At 62.9% G+C, this 25255-nt stretch carries 18 protein-coding genes; 1 reads left to right on the forward strand and 17 read right to left on the reverse strand.

Translation table 11 applies throughout. The annotated features are described in order from the left end of the window. Positions 1 to 6: 6 nt before the first annotated feature. From putA to hemE, 3 genes are all read right to left on the reverse strand, one after another. Positions 7 to 3936, reverse strand: coding sequence for a trifunctional transcriptional regulator/proline dehydrogenase/L-glutamate gamma-semialdehyde dehydrogenase (gene putA / locus F3J20_RS20840; RefSeq protein WP_167049036.1), 3930 nt, complete (start codon positions 3934 to 3936; stop codon positions 7 to 9). Between the two features lie 800 nt (positions 3937 to 4736). Beyond that, positions 4737 to 6974: a primosomal protein N' gene (locus F3J20_RS20845; RefSeq protein ID WP_167284421.1), complete on the reverse strand. Its 2238-nt coding sequence runs from the start codon at positions 6972 to 6974 to the stop codon at positions 4737 to 4739. Between the two features lie 473 nt (positions 6975 to 7447). Then, entirely contained in the window at positions 7448 to 8548 is a 1101-nt protein-coding gene (gene hemE / locus F3J20_RS20850) for a uroporphyrinogen decarboxylase (RefSeq protein WP_167284398.1), read from the reverse strand. Positions 8549 to 8824: 276 nt separating this feature from the next. Here hemE and F3J20_RS20855 point away from each other — a divergent pair, with 276 nt between their 5' ends. Next, entirely contained in the window at positions 8825 to 9613 is a 789-nt protein-coding gene (locus F3J20_RS20855) for a transporter substrate-binding domain-containing protein (protein ID WP_167049040.1), read from the forward strand. Positions 9614 to 10453: 840 nt separating this feature from the next. On the opposite strand, the gene F3J20_RS20860 is transcribed toward F3J20_RS20855, so the two are convergent. From F3J20_RS20860 to mnmG, 14 genes are all read right to left on the reverse strand, one after another. Then, on the reverse strand, positions 10454 to 12184 hold the full coding sequence (locus F3J20_RS20860; RefSeq protein ID WP_167284399.1) for an AMP-binding protein: 1731 nt from the start codon (positions 12182 to 12184) through the stop codon (positions 10454 to 10456). A gap of 225 nt (positions 12185 to 12409) precedes the next feature. Then, positions 12410 to 12835, reverse strand: coding sequence for a F0F1 ATP synthase subunit epsilon (locus F3J20_RS20865; protein ID WP_007180027.1), 426 nt, complete (start codon positions 12833 to 12835; stop codon positions 12410 to 12412). Between the two features lie 153 nt (positions 12836 to 12988). After that, positions 12989 to 14383 (reverse strand): F0F1 ATP synthase subunit beta, encoded by a 1395-nt coding sequence (atpD, locus tag F3J20_RS20870; RefSeq protein WP_167049043.1) that lies wholly within the window; start codon positions 14381 to 14383, stop codon positions 12989 to 12991. Between the two features lie 99 nt (positions 14384 to 14482). Next, a complete protein-coding gene (gene atpG, locus F3J20_RS20875) occupies positions 14483 to 15367 on the reverse strand; it encodes a F0F1 ATP synthase subunit gamma (protein WP_167284400.1) in 885 nt (294 codons plus the stop codon). 140 nt (positions 15368 to 15507) lie between these two features. Further along, positions 15508 to 17049: a F0F1 ATP synthase subunit alpha gene (gene atpA, locus F3J20_RS20880; RefSeq protein WP_167049047.1), complete on the reverse strand. Its 1542-nt coding sequence runs from the start codon at positions 17047 to 17049 to the stop codon at positions 15508 to 15510. 56 nt (positions 17050 to 17105) lie between these two features. After that, on the reverse strand, positions 17106 to 17645 hold the full coding sequence (locus tag F3J20_RS20885) for a F0F1 ATP synthase subunit delta (RefSeq protein WP_167049049.1): 540 nt from the start codon (positions 17643 to 17645) through the stop codon (positions 17106 to 17108). A gap of 2 nt (positions 17646 to 17647) precedes the next feature. Then, positions 17648 to 18118 carry a F0F1 ATP synthase subunit B gene (locus F3J20_RS20890; protein ID WP_167049051.1) on the reverse strand — a complete coding sequence of 157 codons (471 nt, stop codon included), beginning with the start codon at positions 18116 to 18118 and terminating at the stop codon, positions 17648 to 17650. Positions 18119 to 18256: 138 nt separating this feature from the next. Continuing rightward, the gene (atpE, locus tag F3J20_RS20895) at positions 18257 to 18526 is read right to left on the reverse strand and encodes a F0F1 ATP synthase subunit C (protein WP_007180033.1); all 270 of its coding nucleotides are present in this window, start codon (positions 18524 to 18526) and stop codon (positions 18257 to 18259) included. 82 nt (positions 18527 to 18608) lie between these two features. Next, entirely contained in the window at positions 18609 to 19460 is an 852-nt protein-coding gene (atpB, locus tag F3J20_RS20900; RefSeq protein WP_167049053.1) for a F0F1 ATP synthase subunit A, read from the reverse strand. A 165-nt stretch (positions 19461 to 19625) separates the two neighbouring features. Continuing rightward, positions 19626 to 20171, reverse strand: a complete 546-nt coding sequence (locus F3J20_RS20905; RefSeq protein WP_167049055.1) for an ATP synthase subunit I — start codon at positions 20169 to 20171, stop codon at positions 19626 to 19628. A 586-nt stretch (positions 20172 to 20757) separates the two neighbouring features. Next, positions 20758 to 21645: a ParB/RepB/Spo0J family partition protein gene (locus tag F3J20_RS20910; protein ID WP_167049057.1), complete on the reverse strand. Its 888-nt coding sequence runs from the start codon at positions 21643 to 21645 to the stop codon at positions 20758 to 20760. A gap of 18 nt (positions 21646 to 21663) precedes the next feature. Further along, positions 21664 to 22455, reverse strand: coding sequence for a ParA family protein (locus tag F3J20_RS20915; RefSeq protein WP_167049059.1), 792 nt, complete (start codon positions 22453 to 22455; stop codon positions 21664 to 21666). 72 nt (positions 22456 to 22527) lie between these two features. Next, positions 22528 to 23211, reverse strand: coding sequence for a 16S rRNA (guanine(527)-N(7))-methyltransferase RsmG (gene rsmG / locus F3J20_RS20920; RefSeq protein WP_167284401.1), 684 nt, complete (start codon positions 23209 to 23211; stop codon positions 22528 to 22530). Beyond that, positions 23208 to 25166, reverse strand: a complete 1959-nt coding sequence (mnmG, locus tag F3J20_RS20925) for a tRNA uridine-5-carboxymethylaminomethyl(34) synthesis enzyme MnmG (RefSeq protein WP_167284402.1) — start codon at positions 25164 to 25166, stop codon at positions 23208 to 23210. The genes rsmG and mnmG overlap by 4 nt, the downstream gene beginning before the upstream one ends. Positions 25167 to 25255: the final 89 nt, after the last annotated feature.

Here is a 25255-nt window from a genome sequence, read left to right on the forward strand (position 1 = left end):
GTTCGCTCAACCGATCGTCATCAAATTCGCATTGCCGCCCGCTGCCGCGGTGTTCACGCTGACCGAGCGCTCGGTGAGCAGACGCTCGAGCGCGTAGTCTTCGTCCCCGCTCGCGAGCGCACGGGCTGCGACGCCCTGCACCGAAACGATCGGCCCCGCGCGTTTCGCAACTTCCTTCACGAGTGCGAGCAGCTCGTCGCTGTCGCCCTCGAACAGCACCGCGTCGAACGACGCATCGGCGTTCTTCTTCACGCTTGCATGCGCCTTCAGCGATGCAGGCAGCTGCGCCACTAATTGTTCACCTGCCGCGCCTTCAAACAAGGCTCGATTTCCCGTAGCCAGCGCCGCCGCCAACTGCACGCGCGCGCCGCTCGCGGTCGACGCGATGCACAGCACCGTGCCGCGCGGGCCCAGCGTGTACGTATTGCGCTCGCCGGTCGGCCCGGAGAGCACCGCGGTCGCGCCCGCCGGCACATGCGACAGATAACCGTCGCAGCGCGCGGCAAGCTGCGGTTCGCGCTCGGCGATCAACCAGTCGCGCAGCACGGTCAGTGCCGCGGCAGGATTGTCGCCGTTTTCCGCCGTTCGCGGTACTTCCGCGACGAGCGCCTGCGCGAGCGACTTCGGCAGACCGGCCGGGCGCGTCGCCAGCAGACGCTGCAGATACAGCGCGCCGCCCGCCTTCGGCCCCGTGCCCGACAGGCCTTCGCCGCCGAACGGCTGGACGCCCACCACCGCGCCGATCACGTTGCGGTTCACGTAGATGTTGCCGACGTGCGCGCGGCCGATCACATGGGCGATCGTCTCGTCGATCCGCGTATGGATGCCGAGCGTCAGGCCGTAGCCGGTCGCGCGGATCTGTTCGAGCAGCTTGTCGAGCTGGCTGCGGCGATAGCGCACGACGTGCAGCACCGGGCCGAACACTTCGCGCTTCAGCTCGTCGATGCTGTCGAGCTCGATCAGCGTCGGCGGCACGAACGTTCCTTGCGCCGTGCTCTCGGGCAACGGCAACTGCTCGACCTTGCGGCCCTTGTCGCGCATCGCCGCGACGTGCGCGTCGATGCCGCGCTTCGCGTCGAGGTCGATCACCGGGCCGACGTCGATCGACAGGCGATCCGGATTGCCCACCGCCAGCTCGCGCATCGCGCCCGTCAGCATTTCGAGCGTGCGCTCCGCGACGTCTTCCTGCAGACAAAGAACGCGCAGCGCCGAACACCGTTGACCGGCGGAGTCGAACGACGACTGCAGCACGTCCGCGACCACCTGCTCGGCGAGCGCCGACGAATCGACGATCATCGCGTTCTGGCCGCCCGTTTCGGCGATCAGCGGAATCGGCTTGCCGTCCGGGTCGAGGCGGCCCGACAACGTCCTGTTGATGAGGCGCGCGACTTCGGTCGAGCCCGTGAACATCACGGCGCGCGTGCGCGGATCGGCCACCAGCGCGGCACCGACCGTCTCGCCGTCGCCCGGCAGCAGTTGCACCGCACCCGCCGGCACGCCGGCTTCGCGCAGGATTCGCACCGCCTGCGCGGCGATCAGCGGCGTCTGTTCGGCCGGCTTCGCGAGCACCGTGTTGCCGGCCGCAAGCGCGGCAGCCACCTGGCCCATGAAGATCGCGAGCGGGAAGTTCCACGGGCTGATGCAGACCACCGGACCGAGCGGGCGATGCGTATCGTTCGAGAACTCGCTGCGGATCTGCGTCGAGTAGTAGCGCAGGAAGTCGATCGCCTCGCGAATTTCCGCGACCGCGTTCGGCAGCGACTTGCCCGCTTCGCGCACCACGAGGCCCATCAGCGTGTGCATCTGCGCTTCGAGCAGATCGGCGGCCCGCGCGAGGCAGTCGGCGCGCGCTTCGACCGGCGTTGCCTGCCAGATCGGCGCGGCGGCAACCGCATGCGCGAGCGCGGCGCTCACGTGTTCGGCGCTCGCTTCGACGACCGTGCCGACGAGATCGCGCTGGTCGGCCGGGTTACGCACGTCGCGCGCGGTGCCGCCGGCGCCGTCGTTGTCTTCGAGCATCGGCGCGGCGCGCCACGGATGATGCGCGCTCGCGAGCAGCGCCGACGACAGCGACGCGAGCCGGTGCTCGTTCGACAGATCGAGGCCCATCGAATTGAAGCGCTCGGCGCCGTACAGGTTGCGCGGCAGCGGAATCTTCGCGTGCGGCGCGCCGAGCGGCGCGATCTTCGAGGCTTCCTCGACCGGATCAGCGATCAGGTCCTTGATCGCGACGCTTTCGTCGGCGATACGGTTCACGAACGACGTGTTCGCGCCGTTTTCGAGCAGACGGCGCACGAGGTACGCGAGCAGCGTCTCATGCGTGCCGACCGGCGCGTACACGCGGCACGGACGGTTCAGCTTGTCGCGGCCCGTGACCTCTTCGTAGAGCGGCTCGCCCATGCCGTGCAGGCACTGGAACTCGTACTGGCCGGGGTAGTAGTTGTTGCCGGCGAGGTAGTAGATCGCCGAGAGCGTGTGCGCGTTGTGCGTCGCGAACTGCGGATAGACCGCATCGGGCGCGCCCAGCAGCTTCTTCGCGCACGCAAGGTACGACACGTCGGTGTAGACCTTGCGCGTGTAGACCGGATAGCCTTCGAGGCCGTCCACCTGGGCGCGCTTGATTTCGGTGTCCCAGTACGCGCCCTTCACGAGCCGCACCATGATGCGGTGACGGCTGCGGCGCGCGAGATCGACCAGGTAGTCGATCACGAACGGGCAGCGCTTCTGGTACGCCTGCACCACGAAGCCGATGCCGTTCCAGCCGGCCAGTTCCGGATCGAAACACAGTGCTTCGAGCAGGTCGAGCGACAGTTCGAGGCGGTCGGCCTCTTCGGCGTCGATGTTCAGGCCGATGTCGTAGCGGCGCGCGAGGATCGCGAGCGAGCGCACGCGCGGCAGCAGTTCGCCCATCGTGCGCTCCTGCTGCGAGCGCGAGTAGCGCGGATGCAGCGCCGAGAGCTTGATCGAGATGCCCGGGCCTTCATAGATGCCGCGCCCGCCGGCCGCCTTGCCGATCGCGTGGATCGCCTGCTCGTACGACGCGTAGTAGCGCTGCGCGTCGGCCTCGGTGGTGGCCGCCTCGCCGAGCATGTCGTACGAGTAGCGGAAACCGCGCGCTTCGTATTTGCGGCTGTTCGCGAGCGCTTCGGAGATGTTCTCGCCGGTCACGAACTGCTCGCCCATCAGGCGCATCGCCATGTCGACGCCCTTGCGGATCAGCGGCTCGCCGCCCTTGCCGATCAGACGCGTGAGCGCCGACGACAGGCTCGTCTCGCTATTGGTCGTCACGAGCTTGCCCGTGAGCATGAGGCCCCAGGTCGCCGCGTTGACGAACAGCGACGGCGCCTGGCCGACGTGTGATTTCCAGTCGCCCTTGCTGATCTTGTCGCGGATCAGCGCATCGCGCGTCGCGCGGTCGGGGATGCGCAGCAGCGCTTCGGCGAGACACATCAACGCCACGCCTTCCTGGCTCGACAGCGAGAATTCGTGGATCAGCCCTTCGACGCCGCCGCCCTTGCTCTTCGAGCGCAGCGTTTCGACCAGCTTGCCGGCCAGCGCCTGCACGTCGCCCGCGAGATTGGCCGGCAGACGTGCCTGGCCAAGCAGGAACGGCACGCACTCCGGCTCGGGGCGGCGATACGCGGCCGTGATCGCCGCGCGCAGCACCGATTGCGGTTGCACGTTCTGCGCGAAATCGAGGAACGGATGCGATGCGCCGTCTTCCTCGCTCTCGACCGCGGAGCCGTCGGCGAGATCGGCCGAGCCTGTCGCGCCCGACAGTTCGGCGGGCAGCTGACCGTGCTCGATTTTTTCGAGATAGGCGAAGATTGCCTGTTTGATCAACCAGTGCGGGGTGCGTTCGAGACGGGTCGCGGCATCTTTGAGCCGGGAACGCAGGAGGTCGTCGACCTTAACGCCAAGGGTGGTGCTAGCCATGTTTCCTTCTTCAGTACCAGGTGCGAGCCCGGCAAAAGACTAAATGTTCGGCGAATCGTACGCCTCCCAATAAAAAGGTGCAACCAACCCTCGATTGCGGTTGCACCCTTCTCTAAGCCTTATGCGGCTTGAGTTTCCGGCCAAAGGGGCGAATTCGGGCCAGCGTGGTTGCGATCGGTATTTTCCCTGGCGTGATTCTTTTCGCAATTAGCCTTATCAAACGACTGCACGCGCCGATATATAGAGATACGGTGACGGGCGGCCCCAAACCTGCGGTTTGCGGGCACGCAAAGAAGACAAACGGGGCCTTCGAGGGCAGTGAGATGGAAAAGTGGTGGGTGATACTGGGCATCTGGGCGCTGTGTGCGACCTGTGCGGTGCTCTTCATTCGAGGCGCGACCGGGCGCCCGAACAGGCAGGAAGAGGATGAGAATCAGACACAGGCGGCCTCGCGCGCATCGGCGAGCAACACGACGCGGACCGCCTTGAACGATTGAGCATGCGGGCGCGACGGCCCACGCGAAGTGGCAAGAAAACGACGTCTTGCGGGGCGTCTGGATCGACGCGGCGCACGGCCATGCCGATTGCATCAGTTGTACGACAGGCGCGTCGAACCAGGTGCCGACATTGCGCGGCGACCCGAGCGGGTCAGGCGGGCGGCACGCCCCGCCACCGGAAGCGCTCCCGCCCAAACCCGAGCTGACGACGACGAATCCCGGAATGCGCAGTTCGAGCGCCTCCCGGCTCTCCACATGACGGCAACTCGCCGGTGCGACGCCGCAGCGATCCAGCCGCGAGCGTCAGATGTCGAGCGGATCGACTTCGAGATTCCAGCGCAGCACACCCTTGAGCCCGCGTAGCAGCGGTTGCCACGCACGCAGCGTCGCCTGCAGCGCGGCGCGCGAAGCGCTCTCGATCAGCAGTTGCGCGCGATGCACGTGCATGACCTTGACGATCGTGAGCGGCACCGCATCGTAGACGGTCACCCGCTCGGCGGCGGGGATGTGGACAAGTTCGGCGGCGGCCTGCTGCAGGAACGCGAGCGCGGCCTCGAGCGTGCGCCCTTCGGCGCGCAGCAGCGCCTGGTAGACGAACGGCGGCAGGTGAGCATCGCGCCGTTCGGCGAGCGTCGAGTTGGCAAAACCGACGTAATCGTGACGGCCCAGCGCGTGATACAGCGCGTGACGCGGATAACGCGTCTGCACGAGCACTTCGCCCGGCAAGCCGGCGCGGCCCGCGCGCCCGCTCACCTGCATCAGCTGCGCGAACAGGCGCTCGCTCGCGCGGAAGTCGTGGGAAAAAAGCGCGGTATCGGCATTCAGCACGCCGACCAGCGAGACGCGCTGAAAATCGTGCCCCTTCGCGATCATCTGCGTGCCGACCAGAATGTCGACCTCGCCCGCGTGAACGTCCGAGAACAGCGCCTGCGCGCTGCCTTTGCGGCGCGTGCTGTCGGCGTCGATACGCAGCACGCGGGCGCCCGGCACCGCGCTCGCGAGCGTTTCCTCGACGCGCTGCGTGCCGCGCCCGAGCGGCGCGATATCGACGTTGCCGCACTCCGGACACGAGCGCGGAATGCGCGCTTCCCAGCCGCAGTGGTGACAACGCAGCGCGCGCTCGGGCTTGTGCAGCACGACATAGGCGCTGCAACGCGGACAACCGGCGACCCAGCCGCACGCGTCGCACGCGAGCTGCGGCGCGTAGCCGCGGCGGTTCAGGAACACGAGGCTTTGCTCGCCGCGCTCGAGGCGCGTCTTCAGCGCCGCGATCAGCGGTCCCGACAGGCCTTCGACCGAGGCACGCCCGCGCCGGCGCTCGTCTTCGAGATCGATGAGCCGCACGGTCGGCAGCACGGCATCGGCGACCGCGCGGCGCGACAGCGTGAGCCGCTTGTAGCGCCCCTGGTCGGCCTGCCACCAGCTTTCGAGCGACGGCGTCGCCGAGCCGAGCACGACCGGCACGCCGAGTTGCTTCGCGCGGTAGATCGCCAGATCGCGCGCCGAATAGCGCAAACCTTCCTGCTGCTTGTAGGCCGGATCGTGCTCCTCGTCGACGACGATGATCGCGAGCCGCGGCAGCGATGCGAGCACCGCGAGGCGCGTGCCGAGCACGATGCGCGCGCGGCCCGTGTGCGCGGCGAACCAGTTGCGGGCGCGCTCGCCCTCCGCGAGACCGCTGTGCAGCGTGACGATCGCCGTGCCGTCGAGCGCGGCGAAGCGCGCGCGGAAAGCCGCCTCGAACTGCGGCGTCAAGTTGATTTCCGGCACGAGCACGAGCGCCTGAGCGTCGGGCTTCGCGGCCAGCATTTCAGCAAGCGCGCGCAGATACACCTCGGTCTTACCGCTGCCGGTCACGCCGTGCAGCAGGAACGGCGCGAAGCCGTCCGCATCGCGGATCGCTTCGACGGCAGCGGCCTGCTCGTCCGTCAGCGTGGGAAGCGAGGGCGCGGGCACGTCCGCCGCTGAGGTGGCCGCCGGCACCGCCGCGGCTTCGATCACGTCGAGCGCGACCCAACCGGCCGCCAGCCAACTCTCCAGCGTGGCCAGCGCCTTGGGATGGAGCGCGCGGGCGTCGGCGGCAAGCAGGAAGTCGGTTTCGGCAAGCGCCTGCGCGAGCTTTCGCAGCGCCGTCGCGCGGGCCGGCAAGGTATCGGGCAAGGCCGCGCGACCCTCGGGCATCAGCCGATAGCGCTCTTCCGGCGCGAACAGCCGCGACCAGCGTGACGCATCGCGCAAAGCCTGCGGCAGCGCGGGCAATGCGACTTCGCCGAGACCGCGCTGGTAGTAATCCGCGGCGAACGCGGCGAGCCCCAGCCATTGCGCCGAGACTGGCGGACAGGCGGCGCAGACTTTATCCACAGCCTTGAGACGCTCGGCCGGCACGTCGCTGTGAGCGGTCACTTCGCAGACAAGCCCCACCACATGGCGCTTGCCGAACGGCACGCTAACGAGCGTGCCTGGCACGGCCGCTTCCGGCGTGTCGCAGCGATAGTCGAACAGAGTCGGCAGCGGATGGTCGAGCGCGACGCGGACGAACATGTCGCTCACGCGGTGCAGGGAAGCCGAAAACATTGCACGGACGCAAGCCACACCACAGAGTCAATTGGACGCGAAGCGAGGCCGTCGAAGTTAAAGTAAAACTTCAATTTCGCCGCTAAGTTTTGGATTCGGCTGAATAATTGCACTCGACTCGCTGCCCTGTGGATAACTTTGTTAAGAACTTCACTCCGATGGGCCGGAAATGGCGTCGCGACGGCCTTCTGTGGGGTTGCGCACATTTTGCCGGATTCCCCGCAAACCCTTACCAGACAAGGCTTAGATCAAATGCGCCGGCAAATTGCAAGGGGTGGGGCACGATTAAAGCCTCTACCGCGCCGCAGCGTGACGAATGTGCATAAGTCAAGTCTTGACAATCACAAGACCGCCATCTGACGGCCTCTGCGCCGCACATTCGTCCTTAGGCCGAGAGCCCACTTCGCTGCATCGCAACAAAATCAGCGTCGGTGACGGCATTACGCCGGCGTATGCGCACCGCTTCGAATCGCGCGGCTATGGCGATGCACTTCGTCGACCAGTTCGGCGACGTGCTCCGGCGGCGTGAACTGCGAAATGCCGTGTCCGAGATTGAAAACGTGCCCCGGATGATTGCCGAAGCTGTCGAGCACCGCGCGCGCTTCCCTACGAATCGCGGAAGGCGGCGCAAACAGCACGGACGGGTCGATATTGCCCTGAAGCGCGACCTTGCCGCCGACGCGCTCGCGCGCCTTGCCGAGGTTGACGGTCCAGTCGAGGCCGACCGCGTCGACGCCGCTTGCGGCGATGTCTTCGAGCCACAGGCCACCGCCTTTCGTGAACGCGATCACGGGAATCTTCTCGCCGTCATGCTCGCGCTTGAGCTGGCTCACCACCTGTTCGATGTAGTGCAACGAAAACCGCTGATAAATGCTGTCTGCGAGCGTGCCGCCCCACGTGTCGAAAATCATCACGGCCTGTGCGCCAGCTTCGATCTGCGCGTTCAGGTATGCCGCAACCGAGCGCGCGTTGACGTCGAGAATCCGGTGCAGCAGATCGGGACGCGCGTAGAGCATCGACTTGACGGTGCGGAAATCCGCCGAGCCGCCGCCTTCGACCATGTAGCACGCGAGCGTCCACGGGCTGCCGGAGAAGCCGATCAGCGGCACGCGCTGACGGCCTTGCGCATCGTTGAGCGCCACGCGGATTTCGCGCACGGCGTCGGTCACGTAGCGCAGCGTCGCATCGATGTCCGGCACGGCAAGCCGTGCGACATCGTCTTCGGTGCGCACCGGGTGGGCAAATTTTGGCCCCTCGCCGTTGACGAACTCGAGACCCAGCCCCATCGCGTCGGGCACGGTCAGGATGTCGGAAAACAGGATGGCGGCGTCGAGCGGATAGCGGTCGAGCGGCTGCAGCGTGACTTCCGTCGCATAGGCCGGGCTCTTCGCGAGCCCGAGGAAACTGCCCGCGCGGCCGCGCGTGGCGTTGTATTCGGGCAGATAGCGGCCCGCCTGGCGCATCAGCCAGATCGGCGTGTAGTCGGTTGGCTGGCGCAGCAGCGCGCGCAGGAAAGTGTCGTTCAGAAGTTGATGGGCCACGTTGCGTACGACCAGAAAGCTGAAGGCAAGGCGGCATTTTACCGGACCCGGCTCGCCGCATTACGCGTGATCGGACCAATAACTGTTGCGCTCGCGGCTCATAAAGCCCGCTCTTTGGGGTTGCGGCCGTGGCAAAGGCGCGCGTGGCGGGCGATTCGCGGCAGGCTGTCATTGTCGGCCCGGCTGGACCTGGCTGAACGGCCGATGTTCAAGCTCGCGTTGGCGGGCTACTATCCGTCAGCCTTACCAGCCAATTACACACGACAAGGAGACTCGATGAACAAGGCAGCTCTCGCAATGCTCGGCGCGCTCGCCGGCGTCTTGATGCAGGTGGGCGTGGCCAGCGCGCAGACCGCCACCGCGCCTTCCCGGCTCGACGACATCATGAGCCGCGGCACGCTGCGCGCCTGTACGACCGGCGACTACAAGCCGTACTCGTTCTACAAGGGGGATGGGCAGTTCGAAGGCATCGACATCGACATGGCGGAGTCGCTCGCCAGGTCGCTCGGCGTGAAGGTAGAGTTCGTCAAGACGTCGTGGTCGAACCTGATGACCGACTTCGTCGCGAAATGCGATATCGGTATCGGTGGCGTTTCGCCGACGCTCGAGCGGCAAAAGCATGCGTTTTTCACGCAGGCGTACATGATCGACGGCAAGACGCCGATCGTCCGCTGCGACGACGTCAACAAATACCAGACCGTCGCGCAGATCGACCAGCCGGCCACGCGGGTGATCGTCAATCCAGGCGGCACGAACGAGAAGTTCGCAAAGCAATACTTTCCGCATGCGAACGTGACCGTTTATCCGGACAACGTGACGATCTTCAAGCAGATCCTCGCCGGAAAAGCCGACGTGATGGTGACCGATGCCTCGGAGACGCTGTTGCAGCAGAAGCTGAATCCGGGTCTGTGCTCGGTGCACCCCGACAAGCCGTTCCAGTACGGCGAGAAGGCGTGGCTGCTGCCGCGCGGCGACGTGGCGTTCCAACAGTATGTCGACCAGTGGCTGCATCTCGCGCGCGCAACGGGCGAATATCAGGCTATTTCGGATAAGTGGCTGAAGTAAGGCCGCCATTTACCCGTGTTTTTGTGTGTGCTGTTTCGGGCCGCCTGTCGTGAACTGCTCTTGCTCGGGCAGGCAGCCAGTCTCATAAGACGGTTTCGTTTCGCAAGGAGACGATCGTGTAACGAGCCACGACGTTTCTGAGCGTATCCAAGCCATGGCCGCAGCGTCACAAGATGCTCAATCCGCCCCTGTTTTCTACGCGAGGAATCGGAAATAAAAGTTTTGCGACGCAGCACGTACCGTGCATTTCACCAGATGAATTTTCCGGGGCGGACCAAGCTCTTGTAATACGGGGAACTCGCCGTGCAAAAGATGCATATGCAACTACTTCATGCGCAATCGACCGAATAGTTTATGCGGCGATATGCGTCGCGAATGGCATCAATCATGCGTATGAAATTGCGCGGCAGTCATCGGTAAATACTACGTTTGAAACGATTTATTTTGGCAATAAATCCCGCAGCGCCTTATCTGGCGGGCGTTACAACCTGAAACACTTTGTTACCGCGCTCATAAGTTAATTCGCCCACAATGCCCTCAACGGTTTCAACACGGATGTGGCTGGGTGCGTGGTGTGAGCGGATACGATGCACTTGCCGGTCGGCTTTGCCGAAGCCCTGTGAAGGGGCATCCCTGTTGGGGCCGTAATCGGCACAGGGTCGCCGTGATAGCCGGTCCCATCTTTGGTCTCCTCGCGCTAACCCCGTAGCGTGTGGTTTTTAGCGGGCTCCAGGCCCGCTTTTTTTTCGTCTTCCCAAACGTTTGCGCGAGACGAAACCTCTCACGCAACCCGCGTTTCCTTCCCTATTCGAATCCTGTATCACGAGTGCTCGTGAGGCATCACGCGGTCTTGTCTACGCTCAGCTTCAATTCGCCGATCATCCGCTCGCGCATAATGAATTTTTGTACCTTGCCGGTTACGGTCATCGGCAATTCGTCGACGAAGCGGATATATCGCGGCACCTTGTAGTGCGCAATCTGCCCTTGGCAGAACTGCTGGATCTCTTCGGCCGTCGCATGTTCGCCCGCGCGCAGCACGACCCACGCGCAAACCTCTTCGCCATACTTCGCGTCGGGCACGCCAAACACCTGCACGCTCTGAATCTTCGGGTGGCGAAACAGAAACTCCTCGATCTCGCGCGGATAAATGTTTTCTCCGCCGCGAATCAGCATATCCTTCAGACGGCCGACGATGTTGCAGTAGCCCTCGCTATCGAGCGTCGCCAGATCGCCGGTATGCATCCAGCCGTCGACAATGCTCTCGCGCGTCTTCGCCTCATCGCCCCAATAACCGAGCATCACCGAGTAGCCGCGCGTGCAGAGCTCGCCGGTCTCGCCGACCGGCACGACATTGCCGAGCGAATCGATGATTTTCACTTCCAGATGCGGCTGGATACGGCCGACCGTCGTAGTGCGCTTGTCGAGCGGATCGGTCGTCGAGCTCTGGAACGACACCGGGCTCGTTTCCGTCATGCCGTAGGCGATGGTGATCTCGGCCAGCTGCATCTTCGAGACGACCTTCTTCATCGTTTCGATCGGGCATGGCGAACCCGCCATGATGCCGGTACGCAGGCGCGAGAAGTCGTGGGATGCGAACGTCGGGTGATCGAGTTCGGCGATGAACATCGTCGGCACGCCATGCAGCGCGGTGCATTTTTCCTCCGCGGTCGCGGCAAGCGTCGCGGCCGGGTCGAAGCCTTCGCCCGGAAACACCATGTTCGTGCCCACCGAGACGCACGCGAGCACCGCCAGCACCATCCCGAAGCAGTGATAGAGCGGCACGGGAATGCACAAGCCGTCGTGTTCGCTCAACCGCATCGCCATCGCGATATAGCGTGCGTTGTTGACCACGTTGCTATGCGTCAGCGTCGCGCCCTTTGGGTTGCCGGTCGTGCCGCTCGTGAACTGGATGTTGATCGGTTCGTGACACGACAGCGTGGCGCCGATCGCATCGAGCCTGGCCGTGTCGAGCGTCGCGCGCCCCCGCTCGATCAGCTCGGAAAAGCTCAGCATGCCCGGCGTTTCCGTGTCGCCCATGCGGATCACGTAGCGCAACTCCGGCAGCCGCGCGGCGTGGAGTTCGCTGAGTGCCTGCGTTGCCAGTTCGGGAGCCAGTTCCTGCAGCATCTCGAGATACATCGACGCCTTGAAGCGCTCGGCGGCAATAATCGCCTTGCAGCCGACCTTGTTCAGCGCGTATTCGAGTTCGGCGAGCCGGTAAGCCGGATTGATATTGACGAGGATCGCGCCGATGCGCGCCGTCGCGAACTGCGTCAGCAGCCACTCGACGCGATTCGGCGACCAGATACCGACGCGATCGCCCTTCGCGATACCGAGCGCGATCAGCCCTGACGCGAGCACATCCACCTCGTCCGCGAACGCCTTCCACGTCCAGCGGATGCCCTGCTCGCGAAACACCACGGCTGGCCGATCGGGAAAGCGAGCCGCCGTTTCTCGCAGAAACTCGCCGACGGTCGCTTCGCTCAACGGAATTTCAGTCGACCCGCGCACATACGACAGTCCGTCCCTGGGTTCGATGAGCGCACCTTCGCCCGACATATGCGTTGCCATGGTGTTGTCTCCGTGAGCGAAAGCTCGCTCGACTGAAATACATTTGAAATCGATTGTGCCATCGGCTTAGGGCCAACCGGCATCAAGTCTTACCCGCAGCGCATTGCGCGGACGGCGACCGCTGGTCTTCTCTCTCCCAACTACGCGGATTTTTACCTTTACGTAAACGTCAATTTAATGCCGAAAAAAAGCAGCCGCGAAGGCTGCTCTTTTCTACCGCGTGTCTTAGTGCTGACCGCGCAGCTTGCGCAGACGCTGGATAGCCGCGAGCTGAGCCGTCGCATACGCGAGTTCCGCCTGCGCGGTTGCGTATTCGAGGTTCGAACCCGTGTTCTGCAGCGCCTCTTCCGCGCGCTTGCGTGCGTCTTCGGCCTTGGCCTCGTCGAGATCCTTGCCGCGGATTGCCGTGTCGGCGAGAACCGTCACAGCGCCCGGCTGGATTTCGAGGATGCCGCCGGCGACGAACACAAATTCTTCTTCGCCGTTTTCAGCTTCGATACGCACCGCACCCGGACGAATCCGCGTGATGAGCGGCGTGTGGCCCGGCAGAATGCCGAGTTCACCCGCTTCGCCCGGCAGCGCGACGAACTTCGCCTGGCCCGAGAAGATCTGCTCTTCCGCGCTGACGACGTCTACTTTAATGGTTGCCATAAGTGTCGACTCCTGTCGACGAAAGTAAGCACTTTGGTGCGCTCACTTTCGTCTCATGCAAGGCTGGGTTAAGCGTAGTGAAGGCGAGATAAGTCAGTAGTGACTTATTCAGTCGGTACGACTTTGCTGCGCCCGCTTCGTTACACCCGACCTTTACTGGATCTTCTTGGCCTTTTCGAAGGCTTCGTCGATCGTGCCGACCATGTAGAACGCCTGCTCCGGCAGATGGTCGCACTCGCCTTCGACGATCATCTTGAAGCCACGGATCGTTTCCTTCAGCGGCACGTACTTGCCCGGCGAGCCCGTGAACACTTCAGCGACGTGGAACGGCTGCGACAGGAAACGCTGGATCTTACGAGCGCGCGCAACGGCGAGCTTGTCTTCCGGCGCGAGTTCGTCCATGCCCAGAATCGCGATGATGTCGCGCAGTTCCTTGTAACGCTGCAGCGTTTGCTGCACGCCGCGCGTGATCGAGTAGTGCTCTTCGCCGATCACGTTCGGGTCGATCTGGCGCGAGGTCGAATCGAGCGGGTCCACTGCGGGGTAGATACCGAGCGAAGCGATGTCACGCGACAGCACGACGGTTGCATCCAGGTGGCCGAAGGTCGTAGCCGGCGACGGGTCGGTCAAGTCGTCCGCAGGGACGTACACGGCCTGCACCGAGGTGATCGAGCCGGTCTTGGTCGACGTAATACGCTCTTGCAGCTTACCCATTTCTTCAGCCAGCGTCGGCTGATAGCCCACCGCCGACGGCATACGGCCGAGCAGTGCCGACACTTCGGTACCGGCCAGCGTGAAACGGTAGATGTTGTCGACGAAGAACAGCACGTCGAGGCCTTCGTCACGGAAGTGCTCGGCCATCGTCAGGCCGGTCAGCGCGACGCGCAGACGGTTGCCCGGCGGCTCGTTCATCTGGCCGTACACGAGCGCGACCTTGTCGAGAACGTTCGAGTCCTTCATTTCATGATAGAAGTCGTTCCCTTCGCGGGTCCGCTCGCCCACACCGGCGAACACGGAGTAACCGCCGTGCTCCTTCGCGATGTTGTTGATCAGTTCCATCATGTTCACGGTCTTGCCCACGCCGGCGCCACCGAACAGACCCACCTTGCCGCCCTTCGCGAACGGGCAGATCAGGTCGATCACCTTGATGCCGGTTTCGAGCAGTTCCGTCGACGGCGACAGTTCGTCGAACGCCGGCGCCTTCTGGTGGATCGAGCGCATGTTTTCGCTCGCGATCGGACCGGCTTCGTCGATCGGACGGCCCAGCACGTCCATGATGCGGCCGAGGGTCGGCTTGCCGACCGGCACGCTGATCGGGTTACCGGTGTTCTTCACGATCGTGCCGCGGCGCAGACCGTCCGAAGCACCCAGACAGATGGTGCGGACCACGCCGTCGCCCAGCTGCTGCTGGACTTCGAGCGTCAGTTCCGAACCTTCGAGAATGAGCGCGTCGTAAATCTTCGGCATGGTTTCACGCGGAAATTCCACGTCGATCACCGCGCCGATGCACTGTACGATCTTGCCTTCTACCAAAGCAGTAGTACTCATCGCTTTTCCTTTAGATACTCAATTCTTCACTCGCGCAAAGGCGCAGTTTCGATGGGTGCGCCACTACGGGCGCACATGAGCGGCTGCCGACCGTTACGGTCAGACCGCCGCCGCACCACCGACGATTTCCGACAGTTCTTTCGTGATCGCGGCCTGACGGCTCTTGTTGTACACGAGTTGCAGTTCGTTGATGACCGTCTTCGCGTTGTCCGAAGCGGCCTTCATCGCCACCATCCGGGCCGATTGCTCCGATGCCATGTTTTCCGCGACGGCCTGATAAACCAGCGCTTCGACATAACGCACCAGCAGCTCGTCCACCACGGCCTGTGCATCCGGCTCGTAGATGTAGTCCCACTGCGTGCGCGGCGTCGTGCCGTCTTCTTTCGTGCGCTCGAACTGCTCCGCCGACAGCGGCAGCAGCTGCTCGATCACCGGCTCCTGCTTCATCGTGTTGACGAAGCGCGTGTACGCGAGGTACACCGCCGAAATCTTGCCTTCCGAGAACAGGTCGAGTTGCACCTTGACTGCGCCGATCAGCTTTTCCAGATGCGGCGTATCGCCCAGATGCACGACGTTCGACACGACCTTGGCGCGCAAACGGTTCAGGAAACCGAGCCCCTTGCTGCCGATCGCGGTTGCTTCGATCGTCTTGCCCTGGCCTTCCAGTTCCTTGAACTTCTGCACCGACGCGCGCAGCACGTTGGTGTTCATCCCACCGCACAGACCCTTATCGGTCGTGACGAGGATGATGCCGGCCGCCTTCGCGCCGTCGTTCGACACCATGAACGGGTGACGATACTCCGGGTTCGCACGGCTCATGTGCGCAGCGATGTCGCGGACCTTGTCGGCATACGGGCGAGCAGCGCGCATGCGCTCCTGAGCGCGGCGCATCTTCGATGCGGCCACCATCTCCATCGCTTTCGTGATCTTGCGCGTGTTTTGCACGCTCTTGATCTTGCCGCGAATTTCCTTCATTCCAGCCATTGCTTGCTCCTTTGTCGGCCCGAGTTAGCGCTTCAGCGCTTACTCGGGTCCCATGCAAAGCGGTCGAAGCAGCACGGGAGCATTCGCATGCGGCCCGCGCCGCTTCAAGGTCCGTTTATGCCTTGCGGATCACTCGCGGATCAATAAGCGCCGGACTTCTTGAAGTCTTTGACGGCCGTATGCAGCAGGCCTTCGTCGTCCTTCGAGAGTTCCTTGGTATCTTCGATACGCTTGACCAGGTCAGCATGGCTCGCCTTCAGGTGGTCGCGCAGGCCCTTTTCGAACGGCAGAACCTGACCGACTTCGAGGTCGTCGAGGTAACCGTTGTTCGCCGCGAACAGCGACACAGCCAGTTCCCACACCTGCAGCGGCTGATACTGCGGCTGCTTGAGCAGTTCCGTCACGCGGCGGCCGCGCTCGAGCTGCTTGCGGGTCGCTTCGTCGAGGTCCGATGCGAACTGCGCGAACGCTGCGAGTTCACGGTACTGCGCGAGGTCGGTACGGATACCGCCCGACAGCTTCTTCACGACCTTCGTCTGTGCCGCGCCACCCACACGCGACACCGACACGCCGGCGTTAATTGCCGGGCGGATACCTGCGTTGAAGAGGTCGGTTTCAAGGAAGATCTGGCCGTCGGTAATCGAGATCACGTTCGTCGGAACGAATGCGGTCACGTCGCCTGCCTGCGTTTCGATGACCGGCAGTGCCGTCAGCGAGCCGCTCTTGCCCTTCACTTCGCCGTTGGTGAACTTCTCGACGTACTCTTCCGAGACGCGAGCAGCACGCTCAAGCAGACGCGAGTGCAGATAGAACACGTCACCCGGGTAAGCTTCACGGCCCGGCGGGCGGCGCAGCAGCAGCGAGATCTGACGGTATGCCCAGGCCTGCTTGGTCAAGTCGTCATAAACGATCAGCGCGTCCTGGCCGCGATCGCGGAAGTATTCGCCCATCGTGCAGCCGGCGTACGGCGCGAGGTACTGCATCGCTGCCGAATCCGAAGCCGAAGCGGCTACGACGATCGTGTATTCGAGCGCGCCCGATTCTTCGAGCTTGCGCACCACGTTCATGATCGACGAAGCCTTCTGGCCGATCGCGACGTAGATACAGACGAGGTTCTTGCCCTTCTGGTTGATGATCGCGTCGACTGCGACTGCGGTCTTGCCGCACTGGCGGTCGCCGATGATCAGCTCGCGCTGGCCACGGCCGATCGGCACCATCGCGTCGATCGACTTCAGGCCGGTCTGGACCGGCTCCGAAACCGACTTACGCCAGATCACGCCCGGTGCAATCTTTTCGATTGCGTCGGTCATCTTCGCGTTGAGCGGGCCCTTGCCGTCGATCGGGTTGCCGAGTGCGTCGACCACGCGGCCGAGCAGTTCCGGACCCACCGGCACTTCGAGAATGCGGCCCGTCGTCTTGACGATGTCGCCTTCCGAAATGTGTTCGTACTCACCCAGAATCACGGCACCGACCGAGTCGCGCTCGAGGTTCAATGCGAGACCGAAGGTGTTGCCCGGAAATTCGAGCATTTCGCCCTGCATCACTTCCGACAGGCCGTGGATACGCACGATACCGTCGGTCACGGAGATCACGGTGCCCTGGTTGCGAACGTCTGCGCTCGCGTCAAGGCCCTGGATCCGGCTCTTGATCAGCTCGCTGATCTCAGAGGGATTGAGTTGCATTATTCGCTCCTGATAGTCAATTCTGTTGCGTGCCAGCCGCTAAAGCGCAAGGCGCTTCAGGCCGTCAGGGCCGTCTGCATGCTGGCAAGCCGCGCGCGGACCGAGGTATCGAGCACTTCGTCGCCGACCGTCACGCGCACGCCGCCGATCAACGACGGGTCGACTTCGACCGTCGGCTTCAGCTTGCGCTTGAACTTGCGTTCGAGGCTTGCGACGAGTTCGTTCAACTGCGCACCTTCGAGCGGGAATGCGCTGACGATCAGCACATCTGCCGCCCCTTCGCGGGCGTTCTTCAACTCTTCGAACTGCGAGGCGATTTCCGGCAGCAATTGCAGGCGATGGTTGTCCACCAGCATCTGCACCAGATTCTTCGCTTGCGCGTTGTCCTTGAGCGGCGACTTGACCGCAGCCAGCAGCAGATCGCTGACCTGGGTGCGGCTCACTTTCGGGCTCGAGGCGATCGACAGCACTTCGGGCAGACGCGCAACCTGTGCCAGCTCCTGCACGAGCGTGGACCAGGCGGCGATGTCACCAGCTTCGGCCACGCCAAACAGCGCTTCCGCGTACGGACGGGCGATGGTTGCAAGTTCGGCCATGATCAGAGCTCGGCTTTCAGTTGATTCAGCAGGTCAGCGTGAGCGGCCTGGTCGACTTCGCGCTTCAGGATCTGCTCAGCGCCCTTCACGGCGAGTGCGGCGACTTCGCCGCGCAGCGTTTCGCGCGCCTTCACGACTTGCTGCTCCGCGTCGGCCTTCGCCTGCGCGATGATGCGGGCGGCTTCAGCCTGTGCCTGTGCCTTGATTTCGTCGGCGACTGCCACGGCGCGCTTTTCCGCGTCGGCAATACGCTGCTGGCCGGCATTGCGTGCCTGGGAGAGTTCCTGGTCGACGCGCTTGTGAGCGGCTTCGAGTTCCTGCTTGCCCTTTTCCGCGGCGGAGAGGCCGTCAGCGATCTTCTTCGAGCGCTCGTCGAGGGCGTTGATCAGCGGCGGCCACACGAACTTCATCGTGAACCACGCGAGGATCAGGAACACGACCATTTGCGCAAACAGGGTTGCGTTGAGATTCACGGTGTTTCCTTAAACGTTGCTTGTTCGGAAAGTGAAACGGCAAGGCGCTCATCGATTCTGTGTTCGATCAGCGCCCCAGTACCCGTTCCGCCCTGCGCCTTTACCAGTTATAGCTCAGACGCAAACCTCCGAGGAACCTCAGCCTGCCAGCTTCGACAGCAGCGGGTTCGCGAACGCAAACAGCATTGCCACACCAACGCCAATCAGGAACGCCGCGTCGATCAGACCAGCCAGCAGGAACATCTTGGTTTGCAGCGGGTTCATCAGTTCCGGCTGACGGGCGCATGCTTCGATGTACTTGCCGCCCATCAGACCGATACCGATACAGGCGCCGATTGCACCCAGGCCGATGATGATGCCGATACCGATGGCGGTCAGACCCTGGATGTTGGCGATGAAAGCTTGCATGATCACTCCTTTGTGAAAAGTCTTTTAGAACTGGTTGGAACTGGGATTTGAAAAACTACGATTCTTTTACCGACCGCGCAGGTTAGTGCGTGTCGTGTGCCTGGCCGATGTACACCAGCGTCAGCATCATGAAAATGAACGCCTGCAGCAGAACGATCAGGATGTGGAAAATTGCCCACACGCTGCCGGCGATCACGTGGCCGATGAAGCCAAGCACCGTCGTGTCCGCGCCGAAGCTCCAGATGCTGCCGAGCAGGGCAATCAGCAGGAACAACAGTTCGCCCGCATACATGTTGCCGAACAGCCGCATGCCGAGCGAGACCGTCTTCGCGACGAACTCGATGATGTTCAGTGCAAGGTTCGGGATCCACAGGAGCGGATGCGCGCCGAACGGAGCGGACAGCAGTTCATGCACGAAGCCGCCGACGCCCTTGATCTTGAAGTTGTAGTAAATCATCAGCACGAACACGCCGAGTGCGATGCCGATGGTGCCGTTCAGGTCGGCGGTCGGCACGATGCGGTGGTGCGGAATCACTTCGGACAGACCCAGCCAGCCGATCACGCGGCCCGGCAGGTCGACGGGAATAAAGTCGAGGGAGTTCATCAGCGCGACCCAGACGAACACGGTCAGCGCGAGCGGAGCGATGAAAGTACGCGAGCCGTGGATCATCGCCTTCGATTGATCCTCGACCATTTCGACGAGCATTTCGATCGCGCACTGGAAACGGCCCGGCACGCCGGACGTTGCCTTGCGGGCAGCGAGATGCAGCACGAAGATGGTGACCAGGCCGCAAACGATCGACCAGAAGAGGGTGTCCAGATTCCACACGTGGATGTCGAAAATCGACGTCTGGTGCGCGGTGGAAAAGTTCTGCAAGTGGTGCGCAATGTACTCGGACGGGTCCATTGCTCGCGTGCCTTCGCTAGCTGCCATATCGTTAAAGCCACCCAAATTGTCGAAAATCGTTTGAGGCCGTTCCCGCCGAAATACTCTATTGCGGGAACGCGCCGGGTGCAGGCCCTGTCTCATCCGCACACCCGTGCCGACGCCACGCGCCGGCCTTAAATTCTTCGTGCTGCTATTTTTGGTACTGCTACCTTAGCGCCACGCCAAGGCAATCCAGTAAGTCTTCAGCGCGATGAGGTAGGTCACGAGCAGCGGAATCCAGCGCACATCGTGATACCAGAAGGCGATGCCTACAAACATCGCGATCGTTGTCCCCATCTTGAGCGCTTCGCCGATCATCCAGCTCATCACTGTCTCGACGCCGCGCTGCTTTATCAAACGTGCCGCGAACAACGCGCCCGGCACCCAACAGATCGCTCCCCCCAGGAACGCGGACAGCGCAGCAGCGCCCGGCGGCTTATAAAACAGCCACCACGCCAGCGTAGCAACCAGGGACAAAACCACTTGCGCTGCAACGACCCTGAAAGGCGTCACCCGCGATGGACGACCCACGTCAGGACCAAACAGCTTTTCTGCCTCGGCCCGCGTGAGCGGAACGATATTGTTATCTTCCTGCCCGTCATCCCATGCTTCGGCCGGGTCGAACTGCCGGCTGGAGGACGCATCGGAAGCGGAGCGTTCTGCGCGGTGTTCGTCGTGCCCATTCTTCGGCGACAGATTCGACGTTTTGACCGCCATCGCAATGTTCCGAAAGTCTCTTTCCAGCCCGCGAGCTTACGCAGCGCTTACGGGGTTGCCGTGCAATTAAATCCGGGCGATTGTAAGCGATAGTTGCAGGCAATTCAAGACTTTAGGCCGCGCTATAACGGCGTGAAACTTGGGCCCACGATACGGTAAAACGCTTGCTGGCAGTGCGAAACACGTCAAATGTAAGGCAGGCGTGGGACGACAAAACCATGGCTCCCGATCGCATGGATCGAAGCTTGCCGGCAGGCTGTTTCGACGTTATGGCAGACGTCTCGGAAATGCAACAAATGCGGTTTTTTTCGGGGAGAACTGGCGCCGTTTCGTGCTGGCAGCGTCTATGCGGGGAACATGTTTACGCGAGTGTATCTGCCCGCTTGCGATAGCAGGCCGTAAGGATTGCCGTGGCCGTCGATCTACCATTGCAGCCCACTCAAACTTGGCATGACTGATTATTTGGCCGATACTATTCAGGAATCCATGATAATTGGAAGGCATGTTCGTTAGTCGAAAAAACGATTCACGAGGCAAGGTTCGAGGGCGCCCGGAACCGCAGCGCCCTACCCTCATTGATCGTCGGTCAGACGTTGGCGTTGCCGCGCAAGCGGACAAGAATGCCTTCCAGTGCGTCGAGATCGCCGAAGTCCACAAGCACCTGGCCACGGCCACGCCGGCCGAGTTTGATTTTCACGGTCGACGCCAGCAGGTCCGAGAGTTCCTCTTCGAGACGCCGCGTATCGCGCCCGCCATCCGGATTCGCGCGGGCCTTGACCGTGGGCGTCGTCTTCGTCGTCATCGCGACGAGCTTTTCGGTCTCGCGCACCGAGAGGCGTTTGTTGACGACCTGGTTGGCCAGCGTGATCTGCGTCGCGGCATCGACGGCGAGCAACGCGCGAGCGTGGCCCATGTCGAGATCTCCGGCGAGCAGCATCGTTTGCACCGGCGCCGCGAGATTGAGCAGACGCAGCAGATTCGACACCGCGCTGCGCGAGCGGCCAACCGATTCCGCCGCCTGCTCGTGCGTGAAGTGGAATTCGTCGAGCAAACGCTGGATGCCCTGCGCTTCTTCGAGCGGATTCAGATCTTCGCGCTGAATGTTCTCGATCAGCGCCATCGCGGCGGCGGCCTGGTCCGGCACGTCCTTCACGAGCACCGGCACCTCTTCAAGGCCGGCAAGGCGTGCGGCACGGAAACGTCGCTCACCGGCGATGATCTCGTATTTGTCCGCGGAGATCGGGCGCACCAGAATCGGCTGCATCAGCCCCTGCGCGCGGATGCTGGCCGCGAGTTCCTGCAGCGCGCCCTCGTCCATGCGCGTGCGCGGCTGGTATTTGCCGGCCTGCATCTTGCTGAGCGGTAGCACGTTCGGCGCACCCTCGATCGCCACCGCCTCGGTGATATCCGCGGTGCCGCCGAGCAATGCCTCCAGACCGCGGCCCAATCCTTTCTTTCTTGCTACTGCGTTCATCGTGCTTCCTCGATCCACTTAGGATGCCTGGGGCGCGTCGTTCAATGCGCGCACCCGCTCAATCATTTCCGCGCCGAACTGCACGTAGGCCTGCGCGCCACGCGACGCCCTGTCGAACACCACGCCGGGCAGCCCATAGCTGGGCGCCTCGGCAAGCCGTACGTTGCGCGGGATCACCGCGTCGAACACCTTGTCGCCGAAATGCTCTTTCAGTTGATCCGAAACCTGCTGTTGCAATGTGATGCGCGGATCGAACATCACGCGCAGCAAACCGATCACCTTCAGGTCACGGTTCAGATTGGCGTGAACCTGCTTGATCGTATTGACGAGGTCGGACAGGCCTTCGAGCGCGAAGTATTCGCACTGCATCGGGATCACGACGCCATGCGCGGAGCACAGCCCGTTGAGCGTGAGCAGCGACAATGCGGGTGGGCAATCGATCAACACGAAGTCGTATTCGCTCTCGACCGCCGCAAGCGCCACCTTCAACTGACGCTCGCGATTTTGCATGCTGACCAGTTCCACCTCGGCGCCCGCGAGTTCGCGATTCGCGGGCAACACGTCGTAGCCGACCGCTTCCGGCCGCACGCGCGCATCGGCCACGGACACGTTATCCACGAGCACTTCGTAGACAGTGTTCGTACATTCGGCCTTATCGATGCCGCTCCCCATCGTGGCATTGCCCTGCGGGTCCAGATCGATGAGAAGAACTCGCTGTCCCTGCGCTGCCAGGCTCGCGGCCAGATTGACTGTGGTGGTGGTCTTGCCGACACCACCCTTCTGGTTCGCAACGCAGAAGATTTTTGCCATCGTTGGTGTGTCCCTTTTGCTGCTTGATGAAGTGAAGATCGTTGAGGATGCGGGTCGCCGTGAGAGTGGCCGTCAGCTTTCCGCGCCCACCCGAACCTTGATCAGGTGCCGTTCGGCGTCGAGCGACGGCACGTTCAGCCGGATGATCCGTTCCACGTGGGCGCCAGCCGGCAGACGCCCGATTTCACCGTCCGGCTGCACGCCCTTCATCGCCCAGATCGCGCCCTGCTCCGCAACCAGGTGACGGGCCAGTGTAACGAAATCCGTGAGTTCTGCGAATGCGCGCGAAACGATTACGTCGAACTTTGCCGGTACTTCGGCGCCGGGCCGCAATGTCTCGACGCGTCCCGTCACGACCGACAGATTCGCGAGACCCAGCTCGGCCTTCGCCTGAGCCTGGAAAGCCGTCTTTTTATGAACGATATCGTTCGTGGTGACGGTCCATTCGGGCAGTACGATTGCCAGCACGATCCCGGGCAAGCCGCCGCCCGAACCGACGTCGAGCACAGAAGACGGGCCGAGCGGCGCGAGATGCGGCACGATCGAAAGAGAATCGAGAATATGCTGGACCAGCATTTGCCGCGGATCGCGAATCGCCGTCAGGTTGTAGACGTTATTCCACTTCGCCAACAGGGCGACGTAATCAAGCAGCTTGCGTTGCTGAACGTCGCTCAGGTCGAGGCCCAGCTCACAGACACCATCCGCCAGCAGCGACGCCAGGGCCTGCTGATCGATACCCCTCTGCCCTGCCGTCATTGCACCACCGGCTTGCTGTCGGTGCCGGGTTCGGCGGGCTTCGCCGGACGCCGCCCAAGGCCTCGCTTCAGATGAACCATCAGCAACGAGATAGCCGCCGGCGTGATGCCCGAGATACGGGATGCCTGGCCAATCGTTTCCGGCCGGAACTGCGTCAGCTTCTGGCGTGCCTCGAACGACAGCCCGCGAACCTCTGCGTAGTCGAGCCCTTCCGGCAGACGCGTGTTTTCGTGCGCCTCGTTGCGTTCGATTTCATCGGCCTGGCGATCGATGTAGCCCTGATATTTGATGCCGATCTCGATCTGCTCCTTGATCTGAGCGAGCAGTACGTCGTCTTCGGCGAGCACTTCGGGCGCACCGCACGTGCCGCCACGCAAGCCGCAGACGCCGTCGTAGCTCACGCCCGGTCGACGGAGCAAGTCCGCGAGGCTGTATTCGTGGTCGATCGGCTTGCCGAGCAGTGCCGTCGCTTCGTCGGCAGATAACGTCTTAGGATTGACCCACGTCGTACGAAGGCGCTCTGTTTCACGTGAAACAGCGTCGCGCTTGCGGCTGAACGCGTCCCAACGTGCGTCATCGATCACGCCCAACTCGCGGCCGATCTCGGTCAGGCGCATGTCGGCGTTGTCTTCGCGCAGGCTCAGGCGGTATTCGGCACGGCTCGTGAACATCCGGTACGGCTCGGACACCCCGCGCGTGACCAGATCGTCGACCAGCACGCCCAGATAGGCCTGATCGCGACGCGGGCACCATGCGTCCTTGCCCTGAACGTGCAAACCGGCATTGATACCGGCCAGCATGCCCTGCGCCGCCGCCTCCTCATAGCCGGTCGTCCCGTTGATCTGCCCTGCGAAGAACAGCCCGCTAATCACCTTGGTTTCCAGCGATGCCTTCAATCCGCGAGGATCGAAATAGTCGTACTCGATTGCATAACCGGGTCGCAGAATATGCGCATGCTCCAAACCGCGCATCGAACGCACCAGTTCGAGCTGCACGTCGAACGGCAGGCTCGTGGAAATCCCGTTCGGGTAGAACTCGTTGGTCGTCAGCCCTTCCGGTTCCAGGAAAATCTGATGCGATTCCTTCGACGCGAAACGGTGAATCTTGTCCTCAATCGACGGGCAATAGCGCGGCCCGACCCCTTCGATCACGCCCGTGTACATCGGCGAACGGTCGAGGCCGCTACGAATAATGTCGTGGGTGTGCTGATTCGTATGCGTGACCCAGCACGGCACTTGCCGCGGATGCTGCTCGACGCGCCCGAGGAACGAAAACACCGGCACCGGGTCCAGATCGCCCGGCTGCTCTTCGAGTTGCGAGAAATCAATCGTACGGCCGTCGATACGCGGCGGCGTACCGGTCTTGAGCCGTCCCTGCGGCAGCTTCAGCTCCTTCAGGCGTGCGGACAGCGAAACCGCAGCCGGATCACCCGCGCGGCCACCGGTGTAGTTGTTCAGACCGACGTGAATCTTGCCGTCGAGGAACGTACCTGCCGTCAGCACCACGGCGCGCGAGCGGAAACGGATGCCCACTTGCGTAACGGCGCCGACCACGCGGTCGCCCTCGACCATCAGGTCGTCGACGGCCTGCTGGAACAGCCACAGATTCGGCTGATTTTCCAGACGATGACGGATCGCCGCCTTATAGAGCACGCGGTCGGCCTGAGCGCGCGTCGCACGCACCGCCGGCCCCTTCGACGAGTTCAGGATACGGAACTGGATGCCGCTTTCGTCGGTGGCGGCCGCCATGGCGCCGCCGAGCGCATCGACTTCCTTGACCAGATGGCCTTTGCCAATGCCGCCGATCGACGGATTGCAGCTCATCTGCCCGAGGGTTTCGATGTTGTGGGTCAAGAGCAGTGTCTTATTACCCATGCGCGCCGATGCCAAAGCGGCTTCGGTGCCGGCATGACCGCCGCCAACGACGATTACGTCAAATTCTGTGGGAAAAAGCATCGCGGGATCTCACGCCAGATCGTCACGTGAGCCTCAAAGGAAAATGTATGGGCGAATTATAACGGGTTCAGTTTCGGCCCGAATTTCGT

The organism is Paraburkholderia sp. Cy-641 (assembly GCF_011752945.1).
Lineage (GTDB): Bacteria > Pseudomonadota > Gammaproteobacteria > Burkholderiales > Burkholderiaceae > Paraburkholderia.

Excerpts from the sequence above, each read along its gene's own strand:
- putA (WP_167049036.1), bottom strand. The coding sequence starts at position 3,936 with ATGGCTAGCACCACCCTTGGCGTTAAGGTCGACGACCTCCTGCGTTCC.
- F3J20_RS20845 (WP_167284421.1), bottom strand. The coding sequence starts at position 6,974 with ATGTTCGTCCGCGTCGCGCTCGACCATCCGCTGCCGACTCTGTTCGAC.
- F3J20_RS20855 (WP_167049040.1), top strand. The coding sequence starts at position 8,825 with ATGAACAAGGCAGCTCTCGCAATGCTCGGCGCGCTCGCCGGCGTCTTG.
- F3J20_RS20860 (WP_167284399.1), bottom strand. The coding sequence starts at position 12,184 with ATGGCAACGCATATGTCGGGCGAAGGTGCGCTCATCGAACCCAGGGAC.
- F3J20_RS20865 (WP_007180027.1), bottom strand. The coding sequence starts at position 12,835 with ATGGCAACCATTAAAGTAGACGTCGTCAGCGCGGAAGAGCAGATCTTC.
- atpD (WP_167049043.1), bottom strand. The coding sequence starts at position 14,383 with ATGAGTACTACTGCTTTGGTAGAAGGCAAGATCGTACAGTGCATCGGC.
- atpG (WP_167284400.1), bottom strand. The coding sequence starts at position 15,367 with ATGGCTGGAATGAAGGAAATTCGCGGCAAGATCAAGAGCGTGCAAAAC.
- atpA (WP_167049047.1), bottom strand. The coding sequence starts at position 17,049 with ATGCAACTCAATCCCTCTGAGATCAGCGAGCTGATCAAGAGCCGGATC.
- F3J20_RS20885 (WP_167049049.1), bottom strand. The coding sequence starts at position 17,645 with ATGGCCGAACTTGCAACCATCGCCCGTCCGTACGCGGAAGCGCTGTTT.
- atpE (WP_007180033.1), bottom strand. The coding sequence starts at position 18,526 with ATGCAAGCTTTCATCGCCAACATCCAGGGTCTGACCGCCATCGGTATC.
- atpB (WP_167049053.1), bottom strand. The coding sequence starts at position 19,460 with ATGGCAGCTAGCGAAGGCACGCGAGCAATGGACCCGTCCGAGTACATT.
- F3J20_RS20905 (WP_167049055.1), bottom strand. The coding sequence starts at position 20,171 with ATGGCGGTCAAAACGTCGAATCTGTCGCCGAAGAATGGGCACGACGAA.
- F3J20_RS20910 (WP_167049057.1), bottom strand. The coding sequence starts at position 21,645 with ATGAACGCAGTAGCAAGAAAGAAAGGATTGGGCCGCGGTCTGGAGGCA.
- F3J20_RS20915 (WP_167049059.1), bottom strand. The coding sequence starts at position 22,455 with ATGGCAAAAATCTTCTGCGTTGCGAACCAGAAGGGTGGTGTCGGCAAG.
- rsmG (WP_167284401.1), bottom strand. The coding sequence starts at position 23,211 with ATGACGGCAGGGCAGAGGGGTATCGATCAGCAGGCCCTGGCGTCGCTG.
- mnmG (WP_167284402.1), bottom strand. The coding sequence starts at position 25,166 with ATGCTTTTTCCCACAGAATTTGACGTAATCGTCGTTGGCGGCGGTCAT.